This is a genomic window from Alcaligenes sp. 13f (genome assembly GCF_020496585.1).
In the GTDB taxonomy this organism is placed as follows: domain Bacteria; phylum Pseudomonadota; class Gammaproteobacteria; order Burkholderiales; family Burkholderiaceae_B; genus Alcaligenes; species Alcaligenes phenolicus.
The window spans coordinates 1-23,917 of record NZ_JAHKKC010000028.1; the positions used below are offsets into that span (position 1 = coordinate 1).

Consider the following 23,917-nt stretch of genomic DNA (forward strand, 5'->3'; position numbering starts at 1 on the left):
TTCACGCGCCTGCGAGCTTGCCCCCGGCCCGCAAACGGCCTGATGGTGTGATCTGAGGCCTGATCGACCGAAAACCGTAGAATCGTGAGCGACACCTCATCGCCTGGGCGGGAGAACAAAAAAATAAACCCCAGGGCGCAAAACCAGGGGTTTATCAGCAGTCTGAGCCCCTTCTAAAAGGGGCTTTTTCTCAAACTTAAATCAAGGTGTCGCGGCAGCTACCGTCTCGTTCGTTTTATTTGGCTCAATCACTTGATCCCCTTCCTTCATGGGAACACCCTCTTTATTTTTCATACGGTCATAGGTCAGGATTTTGCCAAATACCAGCTCTACCCAATCCGGATAGTTATACGCCGTGCCGCGATTATGATCGATGATGGCACCAATCCCACCACCAAAAATAATATTGCCAAACATACCGGCACCCGCGCGCGAAATTAAGGTACCAGTGGCTTCGTCAGTTCTATCAGTCGCCGTGCAGGTCACATTCAAGTTTTTACTGGATTTACCCACTCTGGCATGTTTACCTGCCTCGGTAACAAACTCGCCCTTGTCGTTAGTCAACGTACAACGGGCATCCGTGACCTTCTCTCCTGTTTCATCCACTGCATCCACTCGTACTAGCTGCATGGATTCCGACGTAATCGATGCGCAACCTGTGAGCAGCAAGGCTGCCACGAAAACAATAACCCTCATTCCTCTTCCTTTATTTTCCTTGCTTATAAAAGAGGGATTGTAACGAGAAATTAAAAAAATAAATCAAATAACAGATACAAAAAGAAAGCAGCAAATAATCCCAGCAAAAAACCAGGAAAAAATAAAAAATAGACAAGCAAACAATAAGCTGGCTTATTAACTAAAAAATCTTGATTTTAGTAAAACCGGGGTTGGCACTAGCACGACAAAATTTAAACAATCCCCGGCGGTAAACCGCTGGTACAGACCGCGACTACCTTGGCGTCGTCTTCGCTGGTGGACAGATAGATGTGCCCGATGCCGCTATCAAAATATGCCGACTCGTGGGCGTCCAGAAACAGGGTTTCGCCGGTTTCAAACTGGATGGCAATAGAGCCGGACAGCACAATCACAAACTCCTGCCCGGCGTGACGGATATAGTCGTCAAACTCGCTGGCATCGCGTGAATCGATGACAGCCAGAATCGGGTTCATGTGCTTGCCGCTCAGCTCGCCAAACAACAAGCCATATTCGTAGTTACGAGTGGCATAGCCAGGGGTAGCGGTGGATTTGTGGCTGGAAATGCCCACTTCAGTCGTGGGCAAAGGCTGCGCGGTTTCCTCATCCGGCACGGCAAACAAGGACCCCACCTCAATATTCAGGGCGCGGGCCAGAACCACAAACTTTTCATAGCTTAAGGTGACCTGCCCCAGTTCTGCTTTGGAAATGGTAGAAAGCGCCAAGCCGGTTTTTTCAGACACCTGCTTGAGTGTCTGTTTTTGATTATGTCGGGCTTGGCGCAGGCGGGTTCCTACCTGTTCCTTGCTGAGCAGTTCATTACGTAGCATTCCTGGATTGTAAGCGGCGTAAACGGAACCAGGCAATCAGAATCCAGGCCATCAAAACAAAGCCCAGGTAACCGAAAAACGGGTAGACCGTGCCGACCAGATTAATGAAACCGATCTTGGCCCCCACCAACCCCAGCACCCCGGCAATCGCCGTACCAATATTGAATTTACGAGTATTGGGCGTAAAAATCCGGGCCGAAAAGGAATACAGCACGCCCACCGAGGTGGTCAGAATCATGGCAAAGATCACCACGGACATGATGGTGCCCAGCAGCTTGGATTGCTCGGTTGCCAGCATCAGCATGGGCAAGGCAGCCGAGCCAATGGTGTCGATACGGCCAAACACGCCGGCGCTGATCAGCACAATCAAGAAGCCCAGCAGCAAACCACCCACCAAACCACCCAACAAGGCATTGCGACGTGATGTGGCCTGCGCCCCCGCAATCATCAGGAACGGCGCCCCCACCACCATGTTGTAGGACACGTACAGCAAAGAGCCCACTAGCCAATGTCCTGCCCCCTGGGGTTTGGTATGCGCAATCACATCCAGTTCTTCCAAGGGCAGATCCCGGGTATTCCAGCTGTAAATACACAGGAAGATCATCATCAGAACCAGAAAGGGTGTGACACTGCCAATAAAGGCCATCACCCGGTCCACGCGCAAGAACACAATCAGCACGGTAATCAGCATGACGGCAATACTGCCGTACTGCGCCGGTACGCCCCACTGTTGCTCCATCAGCGAGCCGCCACCGGCAAACATCACCACGGCAATGGCATACATGAAGAAGGTAATCATGATGTCGACCACCACACCCAGTCGCGGCCCGCAAATCAGATACAAACCCTCTTTGAACGAATGCGATACTGAAACCTGGCTAAGCTCCCCCACGGCCATGCCCAGTATGGTGAAACACAGACCACTGACCACCCCTCCCAGCAGCCCCCAATACCCAAAGCTGCTGAAAAACTGCAATATCTCTTGTCCTGATGCAAAGCCGGCCCCTACCACCACACCGACAAAGGCCATCGCAATGCCCAGGATATTTTTTATATTCGACTTGCTTTCTCCTCCGGGAGATCAAAGTACTGCTGTTTTTATGTTCTGAAACGAGCGGGTGACACCACAGCCGGATCAATCTTCAAGGCCTTCAAGGACTCGGGCAGATCCTGCTTTTGCAACAAACTGGCCGCCAGCAAGGAAGCGCCGGCCGCAGTTTGAATCCCGTAGCCACCTTGGCCCGCCAGCCAGAAAAAGCCCGGACATTGCGCGTCCTGACCAATCACCAGCTCACCATCGGGAGCAAAGCTGCGCAGCCCCGCCCAAGTGTGGCTAGGACGGCGAATGCGAAGTTGGGTGCGTTCTTCAATCCGGTAAATGCCGGTGGCCACGTCCAGCTCTTCGGCCACCACATCATGGGCATCCACGTCGTCGGCATTGGCTGGCGAACCCAGCAACATGCCCGCATCAGGCTTGAAGTAGAATTCTTCGCCAATATCAATGACGGCAGGCCATTCACGATGGTCCACACCTTCAGGCGGCGAAAACAGGAATGCAGAACGGCGCTTGGGTTGAATGCCCAACGCCTGCACGCCACAGCGCTCGGCCAAAGTGTCAGCCCAGGCACCCGCCGCATTGACCAGAACGCGAGTGCGCAAGGGCGTGGGTTCGGAGTTGAGTAGCACTTCCCAGCATTCGCCATCCCACTTGGCCGACAGCACTTCCGTGTCCAGACGCAGCTTCACACCCTTGGCTTGTGCGCCTTTCAAAAAACCCTGATGCAAGGCATGGACATCCATGTCCTGACCCTGGCCGTCATACAAGGCACCGGCCAATTGCGCCGGGTCCAGACATGGCACCATGGCCAAGGCTTCTTCGGCACTCAAGCGGCTGACATCCAAGCCTTGCTCATGCCAATCCTGATACTGGCTGTCCAGCAAACCCTGTTGCTCGGCGGTCCCCACATAGAGCACACCGCGTGGCAGCAAAATCGGCTGATCGCTAAAGCCCGCAGGCGGATGGCTGAAAAAATCGTTGCCTGCCACCGTCAAGGCTCGGATCGTTTCAGTACCGTAAGTTTCAACAAACATCGCGGCCGAGCGTCCCGTGGAGTGATACGCAGCATGGGACTCTCTTTCCAGAACCAGCACTTGGGCACTTTCGGGCAAACGGTAGGCCAAAGACACGCCAGCCATCCCTGCCCCAACGATTACGTAGTCATACACCATAAAATTCTCATATCCGATAATTGAGGGCTAATAGTAGGTCTTTCCAGAAAAAACATCCAAGAGGGTTTTTACTAGGCGGACACTTCTAGCTGCCTTGCAAGCTTTGTATGACGCCAGTTCCGAAGCCATTTCGATTTAAAAACAGGCACTTCGGCTTGATACCGGTGTTGTCGCTTCGGAAAAGCAGAAGAACCCGGACAGCTGACAATTGATCGCCACAGTGTCCGTTCAAACCTCTCATTCTTTTTAGTTCTCAGTCTGCTATTCAGCCGCCATATAACTGGCACTTTGAGCTTACAATCGCAACCCCGTTATGAGCTTATATATATAACCGTTGAGTTAGATCAATTTTGATCTGAACAGGGGTTTCTCCCCTTTTTGTCTCTCTATACCATCCGTCCTGAGTGTGACGTGAAGTTATTTGACGCATTGATTTAATAATTATGGGTAATGTCTATGAACGTCTTGTCCAAGACCCTGATCCTTGTACTAGTGGGGCTGGGAGCCGCCTATGGCGGTTCTCAGCTTATTTTGTCGCAACGCAGCATCGTCTCCTCCTCGGCACACACCATCAAGCTGGATGATGACGCCCTGATCAAACAGGGAGCCTACGTCTCCCGCACTGGCGACTGCGTGGCCTGTCATACCGTTCCTGGTGGTCAAAAGTATGCAGGCGGCCTGGCCATGCAAACGCCGCTAGGAGCGATCTACTCCACCAATATCACGCCTGACAAGGAAACGGGCATAGGCAACTACACCCTGGACGAGTTCAAAACCGCCGTCCAGCATGGGGTACGCAAGGATGGCGCTGCGCTCTACCCCGCCATGCCCTACCCGTCCTACTCGGTCATGAGCGAGGAGGACATGAATGCCTTGTACGCCTACTTCATGAATGGCGTCCCGGCGGTCAAGCAACAAAATGCCGAGCCCACCTTGCCCAAGCTCTTCCAGATGCGCTGGACCATTGCTTTCTGGCAATGGATGTTTGCGCCCACGGATCAGTCGTTTGTGGCTGACGAAAGTCTGGATGATCTGAAAAACCGGGGTGCTTATCTGGTACAAGGTCCCGGCCACTGTGGCGCCTGTCACACGCCGCGCGGCTTGGCGTATCAGGAACTGGCGCTGAACCTGAAAGACGGCGACGACTACCTGTCCGGTGCCGTGATTGACGGTTGGCGTGCCAAGAGCCTGCGCGGCGAAGGTCGTGGTCTGGCCAGTTGGTCTGAAGAAGAACTGCTGGATTTCTTTGCTACCGGCCGTACCGATAAAGTGGCTGCTTTTGGTGCCATGACGGACGTGGTCGAACACAGCACCCAGTACATGAGCCCTCAGGACCAAAAGGCCATGGTGCAGTATCTGAAATCCCTGCCGCCAGTCAAAGGCCGCAATCCCGAGATCCCGCATCAAGCTGACAGCACCACACAGAAACAGCTGGATGGCCAATACACCTCGCCCGGCGCCTGGTTGTATGCCGCCCACTGTGTGACCTGTCACCGTGCCGACGGAAAAGGCGTACCCCGCATTTTCCCGGCACTGGCTGGCAACTCGGCTGTTTTTGCCAACAACCCGCAATCGGTCATTCAAGTGACTCTGGAAGGTGGACGCATGCCTGAAAACAGCGTCGACAAAATGACCTTCACCATGCCTGCCTTCCGCCATTTGGGCGACCAGGACATTGCCGATCTTGTTAACTACATTCGCACCAGCTGGACCAACCAGGCCCCCACCGTGCAGGCGGCCGACGTTGCCCACATCCGCCAGTTTGTAGTCAATAAATCGCCCAATATCCAGCCTCAAGGAGCCAGCCATGAGTAAAGCCAAAACCCTGTCCGTTCTGGCTGTGGCCATTGCCGGTGTCGCAGCGGCAAGCTGGTATGCCTTTGCGGCCAGCCCCGCCCTGACAGGCCCGACTCCCGCCACCTATCCCATTATTAATGTGGAAAGCAAAGAGGTCGTGGGCCAGTACACCATTCCTTCGGATCTGCTGATCGAGAAAGACCCGGATGCCGAAGCCATTTTGTACGGCAAACGCCTCCTGAACGAAACGCGCCGTCTGCTGCCCGACAATGTGGGCGCTGCCATGAACTGCAATAGCTGTCATATTGACCAGGGCAAGGCCCCGCGTGGCGCGCACTACATCAACAGCTTTGTCAGTTACCCCAAAGTCATGCCCCGCTCGGGCAAGATGGTGGACCTGGCGGGCCGCATCAACGGCTGTTTCATGCGTTCCATGAACGGCAAGGCCATCCCGGTGGATTCGCCCGAAATGCAAGGCATGCTGGCTTATATGAAGTGGTTGGCGCAAGGGGTTCAAGCCGGTCAAAAAGTCCAGGTGCCTATTGACGGCCCACTGGATCATGATCTGATCCCCAATCCCGAGCGTGGTAAAGCGCTTTATGCGGTCCAATGTGCCAGCTGTCACGGGGCGGAAGGCCAGGGCCTGAAAGATGAGCGCGGCAATATCGTGTTCCCACCATTGTGGGGAGATGAGTCCTTCAATATAGGCGCGGGTATGGCACGTACTTTCAAGGCCGCGGTATTCATCAAGTACAACATGCCCATGAGCGTGGCTTCTCACGGGGCCTGGGGCCAAGGCGGTGTGTTGAACGATCAGGACGCCGTGGACATTGCCGAGTACTTTACGCATATGCCACGGCCTGATTTTGCGGGCAAAGTGAACGACTGGCCGAATGGTAAAAAACCCAAGGATGCCCGATATTAAAAACCCGCATTTCCTGATTTGCGAAAGGCTTTTCTATAGTGTTTTTTGGGGGGTTAAGCCCCAAGAAAGACGCTCTTGAAGCAATTAACACTGCCCTCTTGATGAGGGCAGTTTTTTATTGACTCGCCGCACACCGACGCTCAATCGCAGACGGTTTCTACTACTTAGTCAATACGGCCAAACCTGATCAGCCGCTTTCTCCTTAGCCATCGCCATCTGCTCCGTTCCATCCTGATTCCCTATCGTCAGTCCCGTTAAACATCGTTGCTGCCCCTCTCATTAAGCACAATCGTGTAGCATCTTTACCCTTGAAACCCAGTCACTCATCAGGTGAACACATGATCCATGGAAAAACCCTGGCGGCCTGGCAAGACAGCCACCCTCTCATCCGCGATCTGATCGCCCTGAAAGAAAGCACCTGGTTCAATCCGGCCATCGCCCCCACCGCCCAGGCCTTGGCGGATGTAGGACTGAACGCGCAAGATGTGCAGGCAGCCAGTGCCCATCTGCAGCGCTTTGCCCCATATCTGAAAGCCGTCTTTCCCGATACAGCAGCCAGCAATGGCATCATCGAGTCCCCTCTCAAACCCTTGGATCAACTACGCCAAACGCTGATTCAAGACAACGCACTGGAGCATGTGGGTGCCTTGTGGCTGAAGGCGGATAGCGAACTTCCCATTTCCGGTTCCATCAAAGCCCGTGGCGGCATCCATGAAGTCCTGAAACATGCAGAGGATCTGGCACTGGAAGCAGGCCTGATCACGCTGACAGACGACTACAGCCAGCTGGATAGCGAACAGGCCCGTACTTTCTTCAGCCAATACTCCATCGCCGTCGGCTCCACCGGCAATCTGGGACTATCAATCGGCATCATGAGTGCCAAGCTGGGCTTTAAAGTCAGCGTCCATATGTCTGCCGATGCCCGCCAATGGAAAAAAGACAAATTGCGAGCCAACGGCGTAAATGTTGTCGAACATCAATCCGACTACAGCGTGGCGGTTGAGCAAGGCCGCGAACAAGCCTCCCAAGACCCGCGTTGCTACTTTGTCGATGATGAAAACTCCCCGGATCTTTTCCTGGGCTATGCCGTGGCGGCCGAACGATTGGCCGCGCAATTTCAGCAAGCGGGCATTGTGGTGAATACAGCCCACCCCTTGTTCGTCTATCTGCCCTGCGGCGTAGGCGGTGGTCCTGGTGGTGTGGCCTTTGGCCTGAAACTGATTTTTGGCGATGCCGTGCATTGTCTCTTTGCCGAGCCGACGCACTCCCCATGCATGCTGCTGGGCGTGTATACCGGCTTGCATGACAAGATCAGCGTGCAGGATTTCGGCATTGATAATGTCACCGCCGCCGATGGCCTGGCCGTAGGACGCCCTTCAGGGTTTGTGGGCAAGGCCATGCAGCGTCTGATCGACGGCTATTACACCGTCACGGACGAAGAACTGTACCGCTTGATGGTCATTGCCCACGAAAAAGACCAGGTCAAACTGGAGCCCTCCGCCCTGGCCGGTGTACCCGGTATGGCAAGGGTATTGAACTCGCCAGAGTATTTGCAGCGCATGGGCTTTACACAGGCTCAGCTGGAGAACGCTACCCATCTGGTCTGGGGAACCGGCGGCAGCATGGTGCCCGAGGTGGAGTTTCAAGCCTATCTGGATAAGGGGCGTAATCTGTAATCTCTGAGTCCGGACATTAGGTAAATCAAATCCAATTGAGAAGCAGTTGGAATACAATCGCGCCATGTCTGTCCAACGGCATTGCTCTCTCGCAAAGAATGGCGTAGCCAGGCAAATTCTTTTTTGCCTGGCGATCCTGTCATTTCTGTGCCGTTCGCTGGTTCCGGCGGGATACATGCCGGATCGCTCGGGCGAGCAGGACGGCTTCTTTTCTGTCACGCTGTGTGCGCCCGGTGGAACGCCCAGCACGATCTGGATGAGCCTGACGGGACAGGCAGACCCGCCGCAATCCAATGAGCATGCGGATATACAGAAGTGCCCTTACGCACTGGTTCTGTCCCAGGTGGCCTTACCCAGCGCCGATATGGCAAGCCTGGATGCTCCGGTGGCTCACCAGCCTTTGCTCTTGGCACACCGTAATCAAAGCTTGCCGCCCCTACCCGCCTTGGGGCCGCCGCTAGGGTCACGCGCTCCCCCTGCCCACCTTGTTTGATCTCTCGTCGTCGACTGCCGTCTGTGCAGTCGCTTTTCAGCGAAGTCATTCAAGGTTTTTTTATGTCCATCTTTTCTGTTTCTGCACAGGCATGCGCCGTGCAGGCCGCCCCCTTTCTGTCCTCTGTCCCATTGGCCCAAGGATCACTGCGTACACGACTCAGCGTCCTGACTCTGGCCTTGCTGTTCTCCAGCGCCTGGGCCAGCCTTGCCCATGCACAGACGCTAACGCTGGCCCCCGTCATCGTCACTCCAGAGCGTGGCAAAAGTTTGACTGTCCCGGACCTGCAAACTGCTCAAAAAAATATTGAACACACCGCGGGCGGCGTCGCTCTGGTGCCCGAGAGCGCCTGGCGTGATACCAAAGCCGCCACCGTCAAAGACATGCTGGACTACACACCAGGGGTGTTTGCGCAGCCCAAATGGGGTGATGATGCACGCCTGTCCATACGTGGCTCGGGCCTGTCACGTTATTACCATCTGCGCGGCATCAGTCTCTACCAGGATGGCATTCCACTGAACGACCCCGACGGCAGCAGCAATTTTCATCGTATCGACCCTACGGCCTACCGCTATACCGAGGTCTATAAAGGTGCCAATGCCTTGCAATACGGTGCCGCCACCTTGGGCGGAGCCATCAACTTCGTCACCCCTACCGGCCATGATGCCGACGCCTTTCAAGGACGTCTGGATGCAGGTAGTTTTGGCTGGCGACGCGTGCAACTGAGCAGCGGCTTTGCTGGCGGAAAACTGGATGGTGTAGTTTCCGGCTCTTGGCAAACCCAGGATGGTTATAGAGAACAAAGTGCGGGGCACTCCCTGCGTGCAAATGCAAACCTGGGTTGGCGTTTGTCAGACCGGGCAGAAACCCGTTTTTACGTGAGCGGTTATCAGATTCACCAGGATATTCCCGGCTCGGTCAGCCGCGATCAGGCTTTGAACAATCCACGGCAAGCCGCCAAGGAAAACAAGGAGCACGACTGGCAGCTCAACCTGGACGGCGGCCGCATTGCCAACCGTACAGTGCTGATCATGGGAGAGACGCAGTACGAGCTGGGTGGCTGGTTTGAGCAAAGTTCGTTACGACACCCTATTTATCAATTCGTTGATAGGGACACGAGCAGCTACGGCGCTTACGGCAGGTTGGTCAACACCAGCCCGCTTGCGGGTAGAGACAATCGCCTCACGCTGGGCCTGACCTGGTCGGCCGGCAAGATTGATGCCCAAAACTCGGTAAACGTGGGAGGTAACCGACTGGAAAAACTATCTGCCAGCAAAGACAGCTCCAACAACCTGAGCGCCTATGCCGAAAACGCCTGGAGTCTAGGCTCGGACTTGTCCCTGATCACCGGCCTGCAATACTTGCATGCTCAACGCAAACGCCAGGATCTGTACAACGGCGGCCTGCCCACCACCCGCTCCGGGGACAAGAGCTACCACTTCTTCAATCCCAAATTAGGGCTGTTGTGGGATGCTGGTTCGCAGTGGCAAATCTACGGCAATATTTCCCGCAGCGCCGAGCCGCCTACGTTTGACGACATGACGTTCTCGACCAGCAATGATCTGGATCGCCTGCAAGCTCAACGCGCCACCACCTTCGAAATTGGCACCCGAGGAGAAAGCGGGGACGTGGCCTGGGATGTCTCGCTGTACCATGCGCGCGTCAAAAATGAGCTGCAATGCATCAGCGCGCCCTGGAACATTTGCGACAAGACCGTTAACGCGGATCGCACCACTCACCAGGGCATAGAGCTGGGTGTGCAATGGACAGCCGCCCGTGGCTTGTTGGTGCAAGGTCTGCAAAGTGACAGCCTGGACATCAAAGGCGCCTACACCTACAGCAACTTCAAGTTCGACAACGATCAGGACTGGAACAACAATCAAATGCCCGGTGTGCCCAAGCACTATTTGCGTGCAGAGATTATCTACAAACACCCTTCAGGCTTTCACATTGGCCCCAATGTGGAATGGGTGCCCCAGGCCTATTACGTAGACAACGCCAACACCACCAAAACCAGTTCCTATGCCCTGCTGGGCTTGCGAGCTGGCTGGGAGCGCGGCCCCTACTCCTTCTATATAGACGGCCGCAACCTGACGGATCGTCGATACATCGCCAGTGCCAGCATTACGGACTACGCCACCGCCTCCTCACCCTTGTTCGAGCCGGGTACAGGGCGATCGGTCTTTGCCGGTGTGCAGATCCAGTATTGATCCCGTTTTTATTGCATCTTTTCAAGGGGTTTGCCATGCACGTCACATCACAGCTGTTGATCCTGGCATGCCGGATCGCGGCCCCCAGGCTGCCAAGCAGTCAGATGAGCACTCTGCTCGGGGCGAAAGCCCCACCCTGTCCTTTATTAGCTTGAGAAACAAGGAGTTTTCATGAAAACAGCTTCACAACATCACCAGACCTTCAAGGTGGCACGCCATGGTCTTTTCTTCGCCGTGGCTTTGCTCATCTTGCTCGCCATGATCACCGGCGTGGCTCGCGCGGCACCTTCAGAGGCTGATCGCATCTCCCAAGCCATGAAGGCGATTTGGGACAGCCCCGAAGCGCCTCTCGTGGTGGAACCTGTCGTGATCGAAGGTGATTACGCCCTGGCCGGTTGGACACAACTGACGCGTGGTGGTCGCGCGTTATTAAAGCGTCGCCATGGGGAATGGAATGTTCATATGTGCGGCGGCGATGGCTTGAACGATGTAGAGACGCTAAGCATGGCAGGCATGAGCACTGAAGCGGCAGAACGCCTGGTCAAGAACACCAGCGAGGCTGAAGCCAAACTGCCTGCCGAGGTCACCGCCAAATTCTCCACCTTTGGAGACAATATGGTGGTGGATCACAACCATCACCCGGACTAATCCAGGAAAGAAAACCCGCTGTGCAATGACTGAGTCAACAAGCGATCACCGCGCCTGATCGCAGCTTGCCCTACTCAGTCTGAGTGTGGTCATGTCCGCATTGACCACACTTCTTGCGCGGAAACGGCGAATAGCTGGTGAACAGGCTTTGGCTACCCATGAACGGCGACAGGCCGCACTTTGGGCAAGTAAAAACCGTCATGGCCACCAGGCCCTGACCCAGAATGTAAAAGCCAAACACCAAAAACCCCAATGTCCCCAACACACGGTCGAACACCGGCAGCCCAAAATACAAGGCGACCAGGAGCAAGATATTGAACAGGGTAAACAGCCAGGCTTTTTTGTAGAGCGACATTAATAACCTTTTAAAACCAGCTCCCACAGCCTGGAAGTGATTTATCAATTTAATTCAAGCGTGGACAGTTTACGGGATTCAGTCCGCCTGAGAGGGGACTGAGCGAGCTGGTCACAATTTCGCCCCAGCCGTGACAAGCAGCCCCCTCTCCATCACAAGCGATGAATGTTTCTGAATGCAATGTTCCGGCAATACCCATCCCTCATGATCTAGGATCTTCCAACAAAATCCCCAACGGACCATGAACCTCGCTTCTTTGCACTCTCTTGTCCCCGCCTGGCAACAGCTTCTGCGTGCCCTGGGTATCGCCCTGCTGCCCTTGGCCTTGGCAGCCTGCGACAGCGGCTCCAGCACAGGCGGCAGCCACTCCCCCGAAGCCCCCGTCGTGACGCCACCCGTCACTGAAGAGCCGGAACCTCCTCGCAACACCGCCTATCTGGACAGCAAAGCAGGCGATGTCATCAAAGTCCGCATCGAAGAACTGCATCCCACCCAGGCTGCCATTGGCTACGATCAGGTCTACTACAAGCTCGGCCGCTGGCAAGGCGATCTGAATCGCCCTACCTGGGCTAACAACCCCAAGCAGCACCTAGACTATTTGAATCGCACCATCGGCAAGAAGTTTGACGACTACTGCGAGGATATGGGCGGTACCGAGCGTGCCCAGAAATTTCTGACCATCGCCGAAGTTCAAGCTGCCCGCCTGGACCAGCCCACCACCTATCTGTGTAAAGACCCTTTGGGTTCGCAAACAGAAAACCTGAAAACCGTGGTCGTAGGCTGGGACGGCAATCTGTACCTGACCGATGGCCACCACACCTTCTCCTCCTTGCGCGAGATCCCGGACGGCGGCCCCAAACTGCCCGTCTGGGTCAAAGTCAGCGCCAACTACAGCGATATCCGCGAAGCGTCTGCCTTCTGGGAGCGCATGAGCAAAGAAAAACTGGTCTGGCTGCGTGATGGTGAAAACCAGGCTATTACTGTCGAACAACTGCCCACTCGTGTTGGCCTGGCCAGCGAAAAAGAAGCCGGTGGCATGCAGGAAGACCGCTATCGCTCCCTGGTGTACTTCATCCGCGACGTTGCCTATAAAAACGGCAACCTGCCTGAATACGCGGAGTTTCTATGGGGCGACTGGCTGCGCCGCCAAGCTTCAGAGGGCCACTTGACCAAACTGGACGACTACCTGATGGCTCCACCCGCCACACCTACCCAGATTCTGGCTGTCAGCACTTTGAACAAGGCCTTGAAGCCCGGTGGTTCGGACGACAGCTACGCCGCTGCCGTGCGTGATGCTTCCCTGAAAATGACGGCGCTGAAAGACACGGATCTGGTCTTTGAAGACCGTAATGCGGCAGCTTTAGGCCGCATCATTCTTGAGGCCGACGCTGCTAGTGACTCCGTCACTAAAACAGCGCGTGACACCTTGGAAGAACTGCCACGCGATGACGTTAAATCCGATGGCAGCCCGCGTGGTGCGGGAAAACTGTGGTTTGCAGTGAACTACCGCAATTGCGGCAAGCCTGCGGCGGGGACTTGCTGGGGTTGGTAATTAAGCCCCGTAGAGTTCAGCCAAACAAAAGCCCGCATCTGAACTCCGCCCTGGAGCGGGCTTTTTTGCGTTCACTCATCACACTAGGCAAGGCCGGGCAGACCTGCCCTGCTTCCTAGCGCGTACATCATCTCCCCCCAGAGCAAAGGCCGAATGAAGGCGCGGGATGAGCATTGCCCGCATTTCAGGCAGATTTAAATCGAAGCGCACGAACTCATCTTTTCCTTAAAACACAATGATTTACAAATTAAGGTGGTGGGTATTTTTAGGATCAGCCTAGTATGAACGTAGACCTTCTCGATCACACCGTGAAGGCGCTACTGGCGTTGTTGCTCAGGCTCTCTGAGATGCACCCCGTCAGTCATGGCAGGAGTGCCTATGACACACCCTCTCCGGTCCATTGGAAGAAAAGTTAACTTACTTCGCTTCCCCCTTCTCTCGGCCACTGACCCAGCCGAACCCACTACCCCGGATCCACGCGACAAACGTCCTGTCGAAATTGAACGAATCCGCGAAGACGATCAAATCTTACCTGCCAACGATGAGGCCATAGGCGACAAGAAACCTCGCCCCCCTCCTCCGGCACAAAACGATCAATCCATTTTTAACTGACACTTGTCCATGCATCACTGCACAAAGCAATGCGCCCAACGCGCCTAATTTGCTGCAGGGATTCACATATTGGAATTTCTCATGACACAAACCACCAGCTCAACCAACAAGCCCCCAACCCCTCCCCTGAACCGATCACCTTCTCCCGATCACAAGCCGGCCATGCACCCGGACGACAAGAAAGATGACAAGGCACCGCAAGATCAACAGAAGGACAAATAAGTAAGTTTTGGCAGACTCAAGCCAAAAAAAGGGCCTGCAATGCTGCCATTGCAGGCCCTTTCTATAGCAGGTTAAAAGAGAATCAGCCGGGTCTCAAGGACTTATCTGCCCCGAGCAGCCCCTCTTCCTGTAGGTTTATGATCATGAGCAGCACTGGCTCGCTTGATCCCCTCGTTGGGAGCCTGAGCTGGCCACCCCGTTTGCGGCGGGGCGAGCTCAGACTTGCGTGTACTTGCCTTCTTAGGCGGTTTACCTCTCTTGTCCATTGTGACCTCCATTGGTCAATGGCTACCCCAACAAATGTCAGGGCGGTACTACAGGATAGGCCATAAACCGATAAATAGCTTGTCTATCTACGTCCGGGTCTGGCGATCAATACACAAGGAACGTCAGCAAGCCCCAAGCACGAGCTCCAACCCCCGCCGCAATGAAAAAGGCCTGCAGCAAAAATGCTGTAGGCCTTTTAAAATTTGGTCGGAACGGAAGGATTTGAACCTTCGACCCCTTGCACCCCATGCAAGTGCGCTACCAGGCTGCGCTACGCCCCGAAAGAATTAAACTATAACCCTGTTCTTCCTTTCTTGCAAGTGTTTTTAGATTTTTTCTTTCGATTCGAGATTATTGATAGTTAATCTCGGTGCCGATTGAAGTTCACACTTGTCTGAACAGGCGGTCTGACTTTCAAAGCTCGTTTTACCGAGCTAATCCGCATCAAAACCGTGAAGGCAGGAGTATACCTACTTAGGTAAAAAATGCAAAGCTATTGTGAACAGGCCCGCCCTTCTGATTGCATGACTCGCCATTGAGACAGGCTGGGGCCACCGGGATACAGCAGGCGTTCTGCCGGTAAACGCTCCCACGGCAAGTCTGTCGTGCGCATGGAAACGCCTCCCGGTGCTGCTCCGACAATGATGCGGTCACTGATACTGCCAAAGTCCGCCCTGAAGTGCATAGCACTTTTCAGGACCAGTACCTTCATCTGCTCCGGCTCTATACCTACAAAACGGAACATGCTTTGATCCGCCATTTGCGACTTGTAGGAGGCCAGAACGATACGCACGCCCTCAATGCGCAAACAGGCGCTGGGGCCAAGGTTCATGGCACAGCCTGCGTAGTACGGGCCGGTGGCGCGGAACTGGCCATCGGATACGGACTCGATATAAAAGCGTGCATGCAAGGGCATATCACCGGGGACGCCGGACTTACCGCCCAAGGAAAGCTCGATGGTTTTACCGACGCCTGCCTGGTGCACCAAAGCAGCGCTTTCCGGGTCCACGATCAAACCTAAAGCCGCATCGGATACCTTGGCTTTCAGCAAGGCACGCAAGAGCCCACAGGTATCGGAGCTGGCACCGCCGCCGGGGTTATCGTGTGCATCGGCAATAATCACCGGGCCTTTGCCTGGGTGACTCAGCGCCCATTGCACGGCTTCGTCCGGTTCATAAAGCTTGCCTTGGAAACCTTGGGCTTTATCGAGCACCTCGTCCAGAAAGTCTGCCAAACGGCTATCGGCTTCTTCCTGTGTCTGGGCGTAGGCCCACAAGACCGCTCCGCATTCCGGCACGTCCGCGGCAGGAAAGCCCATGGCGAACGACACGCTCCCCTCGCCTTCTCTTTCTTCCAGCGATGACAAATGACGGTACAGGCTGGCCGCCGGTTCCATCTCGGTGCTTTGCCAGATTGCCGGGATCAGGAAGGGCAGTCGATGCCAGGCCAATTCAGGGCGACGACCGCTTTGCAGGCATCGCATCAGCGCCTGGAAAGTACGCTCACCCGTTTGCGCCATATCCACATGCGGGTAGGTTTTGTACGCCACCAACATATCGGCCTGTGCCAGCATGGTGGCGCTGACGTTGGCGTGCAAGTCCAGACTGGCGACCACCGGCACATCCGGTCCCACCATCTCGCGCACCAGAACCAGCAAATGCCCTTCCCCGTCATCGCGGTGCTCGGCCACCATGGCGCCATGTAAATCCAGATACACCGCATCCACGGGCAGAACTTGCTCCAGGCGGTACAGAATCTCCGCCACGATCGCCTCATAAGTCATGGCTTCGACTGGAGCGGAAGGACTGGCGGCAGCCCACAGTAGCGGGACGCACTCGACCCCGGCTTGTGCAGCGGCAGCCATAAACCCGGCTGCCGGGATGTTGGCACCACGCAAGGCGGGCTCGATGGCCTCTGCCCGACACATTCCCGGCCAGCCGCCCCCATGCTCAAAGTCCGCCATCGTTGCCATGGCCGGGCCAAAGGTATTGGTCTCATGCTGAAAACCCGCTACTGCAATACGCATCACTTGTCTCCGATTGCTATTAGGCTTGTCCCGCCAATTGGATGCACAGCTGCTCGTAAATGTCCTTGGCCCCCAAGACATCGTCAATCGCTACCGACTCATCAGCTGTATGTGCCTGTGCTTCCTCGCCCGGTCCCAGACCGATGGTGGGAATGCCACGTCGCCCGGCGGACTCGGAGCCATTGGTGCAAAACCACCAGGTATCCATTTCCACCACACGCCCAGCTTGCTGGACCGCTTGCACCATGGCTTGGGCCAAAGGTGCCGACTCATCCAACCGCCAGGCGGGCAAGTCCCGCTCCGGGCTGGCCTGCTGGCCTGTATAGGTTTGTACCTGACTGTCCACCAGTTCCAGCGAAAAGCCCTCAACGCCTGCGGCTTGCAAGCATTGCTCCATTTGCTTGAGTACCGACTCACTGCTTTCCCCCACCAGGGTGCGGCGATCAAAACGCACGGTAACGGAAGAAGGAATCAGCGAAATGGAAGGATGCGGGTCGGAAATAATGTCAGTAGGCACCAACAAGGCTTGGCCGACTTGCGCATCCTTGGGCAAATCCAGTGTCTGCAAAGCAGAAATAGCTTTGGCTGCTGCCTGAATAGGATTCACCCCCAGATGAGGCAAGGCTGCATGAGCTGGGCGGCCTTGCAGACGCACCAGAATCTCCTGCCGCCCTTTCTGCCCCACCATGATGCGCAAACGCGACGGCTCACAAATCACCACAGCAGCCGGCGTGCATTGCTCCAGAGCGTGTGACAAGGCATAGCCTTCAATCACTTCCTCCAGCACGCTGGCAGACACGGCAATACGCTGTTTCAAGGCGCCGCTACGAGCCGCTGCCGCCGCGCCACACAGGGCGGCGGCCAAGCCTGCCTTCATATCACTGGTGCCGCGCCCATACATGCGGCCATCCTTGATCTGCGCCCCAAAAGGCTCAACCGTCCAGGTTCCGGCGATAGGCACCACATCCATATGAGCATCAAACAGCAGGGCCAGCGGAGCCTGGGCCGGGCCGACAAAGCCCAGCACCGACCCCTGGTCGTCCACGCTGATCTGGTCAAAGCCCAGCTCCCGCATGACTTGCTGCACAAAGTCCGCCATGGCCTGCTCTTGCCCGGACAGGCTGGGGATACGCACAAAGGCTTGCGTCAGACTGACCGCATCCCAGGCCAGGTCCATTTTTGTATGTTCGTTCACGCCCATGGCACCACCGCTCCACGTTGCGAGCTGATCAGGCCATACGCTTCTGGCCGACGATGACGCTCAAAGTTGAAGGTCGTACTCTTGTAGGAATGGCACAGATCCAGATCGCAACGGGCAATCGCCAGCTCGTCCCCCTTGGTCGAGCAAGCCGCGACAATCTCCCCAGACGGCGCAATGATGGCACTGCCACCAATCATCTCGATGCCCTCTTCACTCCCCGCCTTGGCCACCCCTACCACCCAGGTGCCGTTCTGATAGGCCCCGGCCTGCATGACCAGATGGTTATGGAACATGGACAGATCGTCGTGCTCCGGCGCAGGCGGATTATGAACCGGCGTGTTGTAGCCCAGCATGACCATTTCCACGCCCTTCAAACCCATGACGCGGTAGGTTTCCGACCAGCGGCGGTCGTTGCACAAGGCCATCCCCATCACGCCCCCGAAGGCCGACCACACGCCAAACTCCTGACCGGGCTCGAAGTAGTATTTCTCCAGATGCTGGAAAGCACGCCAAGGCTCATCCTGACCGTGCCCCGGCAAATGCACTTTGCGATACTTGCCCACAATCGTGCCGGTTTTATCGACCAGGATGGACACGTTGAAGCGACGCTTCACACCGTTCTCGATAACCAGCTCGGCATACCCCAGGTAGAAACCAATCTGCAATTTGGCAGCGGCATCAAACAAGGGCTGGGTATATGGACCCGGCATCTGGGTTTCATAAAAACAATCAAAGTCCGAAATATCTTCGCTAAACCAGCGCGGAAAAAACGTAGTCAGCGCCAGCTCAGGAAACACCACCACATCAACATCCATTTTTTTGGCCTGATGCAAGTGGGCCAGCAGGCGGTCCACTACCTGCTTTTTAGTTTCGCTGCGTGCGATAGGGCCCAACTGAGCCGCTGCTACATTGACAAACCTGGACATGAGATTTGAACTCCATCAACAATTAAGATCCGCCCAAGGCGGGATTCGGTACGCCCTGCCGCTTTCCAGAAGCAGGATTTAGCCCTGCACGATCAACACAACTCCAACAGCCGTGTTAATCAGGCATAAGCGCAAAAATTCTGAAAATCCCAATGCACACCGGGTGCGGACTCCACCAGCTCACGGGTATAGGCCTGGCTAGGCTGGCTAATGACACGCCCTGGGTCCCCGGCCTCCACAATCCGGCCCTTTTGCATCACCACAATGCGGTCAGAAATCTGCGCGGCAACCCGCAAGTCATGGGTAATGAACAGGATGGCGACACCGGTTTTGCGCTTGATATCCACCAGTAACTTGAGCACCTGCTCTTGCACCAGCACATCCAGCGCCGACACGGATTCATCCGCAATCAGTACATCCGGCTCCATCACAATGGCGCGGGCCAGACAAAGCCGTTGCCGCTGACCACCCGAGAACTGATGCGGATAGCGCTCCAGCACATCGGCGTCCAGGCCCACAATGGACAAAACTTCGGTCACGCGTTCAATAGCGACTTTGGGATCGACGCCGATGTTGTGCATGCCTTCTGTCAAAGACTGGCCAATCGTCACGCGAGGATTCAGCGAGCGATACGGGTCCTGAAACACGATCTGCACTTTGCGCCGCTGCGCCAGGCTGCGGTCCTTGCAGGCGGCGGGCAAGGTTTCACCATTCAGGGTGATCTGCCCCGAGCTGGCCTCAACCAGGCCAATAATGCAGCGCGCCAAAGTGGATTTGCCCGAGCCGGACTCCCCCACGACACCCAGCACTTCATCACGACGTATATCCAGATTGATGTCGCTGAGCGCGTGCATCTTACGCCCCTTGGAGAACCAGCAGTCCGAGCCATAGACCTTGCCCAAACCACGGGCGCTCAGCACGACCTCGTTTTGCACTTCCTCTTTTGCAGGCGGATGCACATTGGGAACGGAAGCAATCAGGGAGCGGGTATAGGCTTCTTTGGGACTGGACAGAATCTGCTGACACGTGCCCATCTCCACACTATCGCCACGCTTCATCACCAGAATCCGGTCGGCAATATCCGCCACCACACCAAAGTCGTGCGTCACAAAAATCACCGAGGTGCCGCATTCGCTTTGCAGTTCCTTGATCAGACTCAGAATCTGCTTTTGCGTGGTCACATCCAGTGCCGTGGTGGGTTCATCCGCAATCAACAAACGTGGCTGCAGGATCAAGGCCATGGCAATCATGATGCGCTGGCGCTGACCGCCAGACAGCTCATGCGGATAGGCCATAAAGAGCTTTTCCGGCTCCGGCAAACGCACGCGCTCCAGCATATTGATCACACGTTGGCGGCGCTCCTGCCTGGAGCTGTTCTTCTCGTGAATACGGATGACTTCGTCAATCTGCTCGCCCACCCGTTGTACCGGGTTCAAGGCTGTCATGGGTTCCTGAAACACCATGGACATGGCCGAGGCCCGCAAGGACAACAAGTGCTCCTTGTCCATCGTCAGCAAGTTTTGGCCCATCAGCTCGATACTGCCCTGGCTGACACGCAAGGTATCGGGCGGTAGCAAGCCCATGATGGCAAAAGAGCTTAAGGATTTGCCTGAGCCGGACTCGCCCACAATGCACAGCGTCTCGCCTGCATAAACATCAAAGCTGAGCTTGTTCACCAACTGACGCGGCTGGGCCGCTTTGGTTTCAATGCACAAGTCCTTCACCGACAAAACACAGTGGGGCTTGGTCGTAGAGGTATTCATTGTTATGTCTCCTGCCCTCGTCACTTACAGCCGTGTGACCAGCTTGGGATCCAGAGCATCGCGCAAGGCGTCGCCCAGGACGTTGATACTGAGAATGGTGATGGACAGCACAATGCCGGGGTACAGCACGATGCCGGGAATCAACTGAAAGTACAGACGGCCTTCAGCAATGATGTTGCCCCAGGAGGCCATTTCCGGCGGAATGCCCGCCCCCAGAAAGCTCAAGACAGCTTCCAGCAAGACGGCCGAGGCAAACACATAGGTGCCCTGCACAATCAAAGGCGCAAAGGTATTGGGGAACATATGACGCGACAGAATTACATAGGCCGAGGTCCCCACCGTCATAGCCGCTTCCACATAAGGCTCGGAGCGCACGCTAAGAATCACGCCACGCACCAAACGGGTCATGCGAGGAATTTCAGGAATGGCGATAGCGATCAGTACCGTGGTCAGGCTGGCACCGGATACTGACACCAAGGCGATGGCCAGCAGAATGCCGGGAATCGCCATCACCCCATCCATCACCCGCATGATGACCGCGTCCAGACGACGGAAATAACCCGCCAGCGAACCCAGAATCACCCCAAAGAACACACTGATGGCCAGGACACCAAACCCCACCATAAAGGACACCTGCGCCCCGTACACCACGCGGGAATACAAGTCCCGGCCCAGTGCATCCGTCCCCAGCCAGAACTGCGCAGAAGGCGGCTGCAAGCGCACACTGGGGTCTAGCTGAGTGGGATCTTGTGTGCCCAGAAAGGGAGCAAAAATGGCCATGAACGCCATCAGGATCAGGAACAGCAAGGCGGCACGGGCCGAATTGCTGGCGACCACTTTCTTCAATTTGTTGAGCTTTTGCATATTGTTCTACCTGTAAAAAGCGAGGGCTCAATAATCGATACGGGGATCGACCAGCATGTAGGAGATATCAATCAGCAGATTCACCCCTACATACACCAGCGAAAACAGCACGATCAGGCTCTGAATCACCGTAAAGTCGCGCGACAGCACCGCATCCAGCACCAAGCGCCCAAGCCCCGGAATGTTGAAGACCGATTCGGTCACCACCACCCCGCCGATCAGCATGGTGATGCTGATGCCGATAATCGTCAGGATGGGAACTGCCGCATTGCCCAGGGCATGACGTGTCAGGACACGACGCTCGTTCAGGCCTTTGGCACGGGCGGTGCGGATGTAGTCCTCGTTCAAGGTGTCGATCACACTGGTGCGCACAATGCGGGTAATCAGGGCGATGTACACCGTACCCAGGGACACAGCCGGCAAAATCAAATGCCGCAGGTGTTCCCACAGGCCTTCACTCAAGGGCTTGTAGCCCTGTACCGGCAACCAGCGCAGCTCCAGCGAAAACAGCAGGATCAACAAGTAAGCCACGATGAATACCGGCACGGAAAAGCCCGCCACCGACCCTGCCATCACAAAGCGATCCAGAGACTTGCCCCGATACCAGGCCGAGCACACCCCCAGCGGAATGGAAATGGCCAGGGTGTAGGCCAGAGTCAACAAGGTCAGCGAGACCGTAGGCCCCAGACGATCCAGCACCAGATCCTTGACCGGGCGGCTGGAGATCAGGGACGTGCCAAAGTCCCCTTGCACCATGCTGCCCAGCCACTGTACGAACTGCCCCGGTACTGGCTGGTCCAGCCCCATCTGATGACGGATTTCCGCGATCTGTGCATCTGTCGCGTTATCCCCCGCCACCAGCACCGCGGCATCGCCATGTGTCATACGCAGCACCACAAAGATCACCAGCGCCACAATCAGCAATACCGGGATGGTGGCCAGTACGCGCTTGAAAATAAGCCCAATCATCGCTTCTCCACATTCCAGAAGACCGGAACCGGGGTTTGCAAAAAGCCATTCAGGTTCTTGCGCATGGCGCTGACCATCTTGAACTCGCCAAGGGGGACGATCACACCTTCATCCATGATGTGTTTTTGCAGGTCCGTGGCCAAACGACCCAGCTCGGACTCACCGCTGGCGCGGGCAAATTCCATGCGTGTCTTTTCAATGGCAGGAACATCCGGCCAGCCAAACCAGGCCTTGTCGCCGTTGGAGGCCACTGCCATGAAACTCAACGGATTGCTTACGTCCACCAGACCCGAATAGGTGGTGATGATGCTCCAGCCGCCCTCTTGCACGGGACGCTTGGACGTGCGGCGAGTCTGCACGGTTTGCCAGTCCATGGCTTCCACGTTGACGGTGAACCCGGCATTGCGCAGTTGCTGGGCAATCACAGGCACCACGGGCGAAGTCAGGAAGTCGGTGGGATGCAGCAAGACCACGGGCTCGCCCTTGTAACCGGCCTGCTCCAGCAGCTTTTTCGCACCGGCGGCATCACCCTTGAAGTAGGCTTCAGAACCGGCTTGTGACGGGAATACGCTGTGGCAGCCAAACACCGCCCCACACGTTTCAAAGTATTCCGGGTTGCCGACCTGCGCCTGCATCAAGGGCTTCTGGTTCAGCGCCATCATGGCGGCCTGACGTACTTGCTTGTTGTTGAATGGCGGCTGCAGGAAGTTAAAGCGCATCTCGGTCTGCGCGCCCCGAGCCGTGGAAGCATTCAGAACAATATCCGACTCGTTTTGCAGCAGGGGCAAGAGGTCCAGCTGAACCTGATCGATCACATCAATCTCGCCACTGCGCAGCGCGTTCACCCCGGTCATGGCATCCGGCATGGCGACCCAACGCACACGGTCTACCTTGACCTGCTTGCCTCCAGCCAAACCGCTGGCAGGCTCATTGCGGGGCACGTAGTCCGGGTTTTTCTCGAACACGGCCTGCACACCTGGGCGATATTCCTTCTCCACAAAGCGGAATGGTCCCGAACCCACGGTAGAAGTAATTGCCTGGCTGACCGGCGTGCGTGCCACATCCTTGGGCATGACAAACAAGGGCAAGGAACTGGGCTTGCCCATGGCGCGCAGCGCAATATCGGTCGAGAAAGAGAACTGCATCACAAAGGAGCGATCATCCACGACCTCCATCTTGGTCAGGAACTCCGTCATGATCTGGCCCATCTTGTCCAGCTGAATCCAGCGCTTGATGGACTCGACCGCATCTTCAGCCGTCACGGGCGAGCCATCATGCCAGCGCAGGTTTTCACGCAAAGTCATGGTGTAGGTCTGGCCATCCTCGGACACTTTCCAGCCTTCCAGCATCTGGGGTTTGACCTGGCCTTGCGCATCTTCAGCCAGCAAGGTGTCATACACCATATAGCCGTAGTTACGCACAATGTAGGAGGTGGTAATGACCGGGTCCAGGGAGCGCAGTGGCGCTTCCATCACGGCGGTCAGCGTGGTTTGAGCACTGACAGCCACGGGGGCAATAGCGGTGATGGCAAGGGCAGCCCAGACGGCGGCTAACGATTTGGCAGGACGCAAGCGGTCCTTAAGCAGGTTGCTCATGTTTTGTCTCTCCAGGTAGTTAAAAGCGGTCCGCCTTTGCTCTTGTGGCGGCGGTCCCGTCATC

General features: G+C 56.0%; 20 protein-coding genes and 1 tRNA gene. 8 read left to right on the plus strand and 13 right to left on the minus strand.

Features of this window, described 5'->3' with window-relative positions:
* Positions 1-201 precede the first annotated feature (201 nt).
* From KOE80_RS17720 to KOE80_RS17735, 4 genes are all read right to left on the minus strand, one after another.
* The gene (locus KOE80_RS17720; protein ID WP_226349619.1) at positions 202-696 is read right to left on the minus strand and encodes a hypothetical protein; all 495 of its coding nucleotides are present in this window, start codon (positions 694-696) and stop codon (positions 202-204) included.
* A 212-nt stretch (positions 697-908) separates the two neighbouring features.
* Entirely contained in the window at positions 909-1,523 is a 615-nt protein-coding gene (locus KOE80_RS17725; RefSeq protein WP_086069523.1) for a helix-turn-helix domain-containing protein, read from the minus strand.
* A complete protein-coding gene (locus KOE80_RS17730) occupies positions 1,513-2,553 on the minus strand; it encodes a hypothetical protein (RefSeq protein WP_226349620.1) in 1,041 nt (346 codons plus the stop codon). The genes KOE80_RS17725 and KOE80_RS17730 overlap by 11 nt, the downstream gene beginning before the upstream one ends.
* A 68-nt stretch (positions 2,554-2,621) precedes the next feature.
* Positions 2,622-3,752, minus strand: a complete 1,131-nt coding sequence (locus KOE80_RS17735) for an NAD(P)/FAD-dependent oxidoreductase (RefSeq protein ID WP_226349621.1) — start codon at positions 3,750-3,752, stop codon at positions 2,622-2,624.
* Positions 3,753-4,208: 456 nt separating this feature from the next.
* On the opposite strand from KOE80_RS17735, the gene KOE80_RS17740 reads away from it, so the two are divergent.
* From KOE80_RS17740 to KOE80_RS17765, 6 genes are all read left to right on the plus strand, one after another.
* Entirely contained in the window at positions 4,209-5,567 is a 1,359-nt protein-coding gene (locus tag KOE80_RS17740; RefSeq protein WP_226349622.1) for a cytochrome c, read from the plus strand.
* Positions 5,560-6,474: a c-type cytochrome gene (locus KOE80_RS17745; protein WP_226349623.1), complete on the plus strand. Its 915-nt coding sequence runs from the start codon at positions 5,560-5,562 to the stop codon at positions 6,472-6,474. Before KOE80_RS17740 ends, KOE80_RS17745 begins: the two co-directional genes overlap by 8 nt.
* Positions 6,475-6,812: 338 nt before the next feature.
* On the plus strand, positions 6,813-8,150 hold the full coding sequence (locus KOE80_RS17750) for a D-serine ammonia-lyase (RefSeq protein ID WP_226349624.1): 1,338 nt from the start codon (positions 6,813-6,815) through the stop codon (positions 8,148-8,150).
* Positions 8,151-8,214: 64 nt separating this feature from the next.
* Positions 8,215-8,643, plus strand: a complete 429-nt coding sequence (locus tag KOE80_RS17755; protein ID WP_226349625.1) for a DUF2946 family protein — start codon at positions 8,215-8,217, stop codon at positions 8,641-8,643.
* A gap of 62 nt (positions 8,644-8,705) precedes the next feature.
* Positions 8,706-10,853: a TonB-dependent receptor family protein gene (locus KOE80_RS17760; protein ID WP_226349626.1), complete on the plus strand. Its 2,148-nt coding sequence runs from the start codon at positions 8,706-8,708 to the stop codon at positions 10,851-10,853.
* Positions 10,854-11,024: 171 nt separating this feature from the next.
* Positions 11,025-11,501: a copper uptake system-associated protein gene (locus KOE80_RS17765; protein WP_226349627.1), complete on the plus strand. Its 477-nt coding sequence runs from the start codon at positions 11,025-11,027 to the stop codon at positions 11,499-11,501.
* Positions 11,502-11,571: 70 nt separating this feature from the next.
* On the opposite strand, the gene KOE80_RS17770 is transcribed toward KOE80_RS17765, so the two are convergent.
* Positions 11,572-11,856 carry a hypothetical protein gene (locus KOE80_RS17770; protein WP_045931401.1) on the minus strand — a complete coding sequence of 95 codons (285 nt, stop codon included), beginning with the start codon at positions 11,854-11,856 and terminating at the stop codon, positions 11,572-11,574.
* A gap of 241 nt (positions 11,857-12,097) precedes the next feature.
* On the opposite strand from KOE80_RS17770, the gene KOE80_RS17775 reads away from it, so the two are divergent.
* Both KOE80_RS17775 and KOE80_RS17780 read left to right on the plus strand, forming a co-directional pair.
* Positions 12,098-13,408, plus strand: coding sequence for a ParB/Srx family N-terminal domain-containing protein (locus KOE80_RS17775; protein WP_226349628.1), 1,311 nt, complete (start codon positions 12,098-12,100; stop codon positions 13,406-13,408).
* 693 nt (positions 13,409-14,101) lie between these two features.
* Entirely contained in the window at positions 14,102-14,242 is a 141-nt protein-coding gene (locus KOE80_RS17780) for a hypothetical protein (protein ID WP_226349629.1), read from the plus strand.
* Between the two features lie 471 nt (positions 14,243-14,713).
* Here KOE80_RS17780 and KOE80_RS17785 read toward each other — a convergent pair.
* The 8 genes from KOE80_RS17785 to KOE80_RS17820 all read right to left on the minus strand — a co-directional run bounded on the left by KOE80_RS17785 (position 14,714) and on the right by KOE80_RS17820 (position 23,853).
* Positions 14,714-14,790, minus strand: a tRNA-Pro gene (locus KOE80_RS17785).
* Between the two features lie 212 nt (positions 14,791-15,002).
* On the minus strand, positions 15,003-16,535 hold the full coding sequence (locus KOE80_RS17790; RefSeq protein ID WP_226349630.1) for a M81 family metallopeptidase: 1,533 nt from the start codon (positions 16,533-16,535) through the stop codon (positions 15,003-15,005).
* Between the two features lie 19 nt (positions 16,536-16,554).
* Positions 16,555-17,736 (minus strand): YgeY family selenium metabolism-linked hydrolase, encoded by a 1,182-nt coding sequence (locus tag KOE80_RS17795; protein ID WP_226349631.1) that lies wholly within the window; start codon positions 17,734-17,736, stop codon positions 16,555-16,557.
* Entirely contained in the window at positions 17,727-18,662 is a 936-nt protein-coding gene (locus KOE80_RS17800) for an N-carbamoyl-D-amino-acid hydrolase (RefSeq protein ID WP_226349632.1), read from the minus strand. The genes KOE80_RS17795 and KOE80_RS17800 overlap by 10 nt, the downstream gene beginning before the upstream one ends.
* A 119-nt stretch (positions 18,663-18,781) precedes the next feature.
* Positions 18,782-20,425 (minus strand): dipeptide ABC transporter ATP-binding protein, encoded by a 1,644-nt coding sequence (locus KOE80_RS17805; protein WP_226349633.1) that lies wholly within the window; start codon positions 20,423-20,425, stop codon positions 18,782-18,784.
* A gap of 24 nt (positions 20,426-20,449) precedes the next feature.
* On the minus strand, positions 20,450-21,289 hold the full coding sequence (locus KOE80_RS17810) for an ABC transporter permease (RefSeq protein WP_207874611.1): 840 nt from the start codon (positions 21,287-21,289) through the stop codon (positions 20,450-20,452).
* 27 nt (positions 21,290-21,316) lie between these two features.
* On the minus strand, positions 21,317-22,258 hold the full coding sequence (locus KOE80_RS17815) for an ABC transporter permease (RefSeq protein ID WP_226349634.1): 942 nt from the start codon (positions 22,256-22,258) through the stop codon (positions 21,317-21,319).
* Positions 22,255-23,853, minus strand: a complete 1,599-nt coding sequence (locus KOE80_RS17820) for an ABC transporter substrate-binding protein (protein WP_226349635.1) — start codon at positions 23,851-23,853, stop codon at positions 22,255-22,257. Before KOE80_RS17820 ends, KOE80_RS17815 begins: the two co-directional genes overlap by 4 nt.
* Between the last annotated feature and the right edge of the window lie 64 nt (positions 23,854-23,917).

What these genes read in the sequence shown, in the direction of transcription:
- KOE80_RS17790 (WP_226349630.1), bottom strand. Translation starts at nt 16,535, where the DNA reads ATGCGTATTGCAGTAGCGGGTTTTCAGCATGAGACCAATACCTTTGGC.
- KOE80_RS17740 (WP_226349622.1), top strand. Translation starts at nt 4,209, where the DNA reads ATGAACGTCTTGTCCAAGACCCTGATCCTTGTACTAGTGGGGCTGGGA.
- KOE80_RS17775 (WP_226349628.1), top strand. Translation starts at nt 12,098, where the DNA reads ATGAACCTCGCTTCTTTGCACTCTCTTGTCCCCGCCTGGCAACAGCTT.
- KOE80_RS17800 (WP_226349632.1), bottom strand. Translation starts at nt 18,662, where the DNA reads ATGTCCAGGTTTGTCAATGTAGCAGCGGCTCAGTTGGGCCCTATCGCA.
- KOE80_RS17725 (WP_086069523.1), bottom strand. Translation starts at nt 1,523, where the DNA reads ATGCTACGTAATGAACTGCTCAGCAAGGAACAGGTAGGAACCCGCCTG.
- KOE80_RS17720 (WP_226349619.1), bottom strand. Translation starts at nt 696, where the DNA reads ATGAGGGTTATTGTTTTCGTGGCAGCCTTGCTGCTCACAGGTTGCGCA.
- KOE80_RS17745 (WP_226349623.1), top strand. Translation starts at nt 5,560, where the DNA reads ATGAGTAAAGCCAAAACCCTGTCCGTTCTGGCTGTGGCCATTGCCGGT.
- KOE80_RS17805 (WP_226349633.1), bottom strand. Translation starts at nt 20,425, where the DNA reads ATGAATACCTCTACGACCAAGCCCCACTGTGTTTTGTCGGTGAAGGAC.
- KOE80_RS17820 (WP_226349635.1), bottom strand. Translation starts at nt 23,853, where the DNA reads ATGAGCAACCTGCTTAAGGACCGCTTGCGTCCTGCCAAATCGTTAGCC.
- KOE80_RS17730 (WP_226349620.1), bottom strand. Translation starts at nt 2,553, where the DNA reads ATGGCCTTTGTCGGTGTGGTGGTAGGGGCCGGCTTTGCATCAGGACAA.
- KOE80_RS17795 (WP_226349631.1), bottom strand. Translation starts at nt 17,736, where the DNA reads ATGGGCGTGAACGAACATACAAAAATGGACCTGGCCTGGGATGCGGTC.
- KOE80_RS17770 (WP_045931401.1), bottom strand. Translation starts at nt 11,856, where the DNA reads ATGTCGCTCTACAAAAAAGCCTGGCTGTTTACCCTGTTCAATATCTTG.
- KOE80_RS17810 (WP_207874611.1), bottom strand. Translation starts at nt 21,289, where the DNA reads ATGCAAAAGCTCAACAAATTGAAGAAAGTGGTCGCCAGCAATTCGGCC.
- KOE80_RS17755 (WP_226349625.1), top strand. Translation starts at nt 8,215, where the DNA reads ATGTCTGTCCAACGGCATTGCTCTCTCGCAAAGAATGGCGTAGCCAGG.
- KOE80_RS17780 (WP_226349629.1), top strand. Translation starts at nt 14,102, where the DNA reads ATGACACAAACCACCAGCTCAACCAACAAGCCCCCAACCCCTCCCCTG.
- KOE80_RS17760 (WP_226349626.1), top strand. Translation starts at nt 8,706, where the DNA reads ATGTCCATCTTTTCTGTTTCTGCACAGGCATGCGCCGTGCAGGCCGCC.
- KOE80_RS17815 (WP_226349634.1), bottom strand. Translation starts at nt 22,258, where the DNA reads ATGATTGGGCTTATTTTCAAGCGCGTACTGGCCACCATCCCGGTATTG.
- KOE80_RS17765 (WP_226349627.1), top strand. Translation starts at nt 11,025, where the DNA reads ATGAAAACAGCTTCACAACATCACCAGACCTTCAAGGTGGCACGCCAT.
- KOE80_RS17735 (WP_226349621.1), bottom strand. Translation starts at nt 3,752, where the DNA reads ATGGTGTATGACTACGTAATCGTTGGGGCAGGGATGGCTGGCGTGTCT.
- KOE80_RS17750 (WP_226349624.1), top strand. Translation starts at nt 6,813, where the DNA reads ATGATCCATGGAAAAACCCTGGCGGCCTGGCAAGACAGCCACCCTCTC.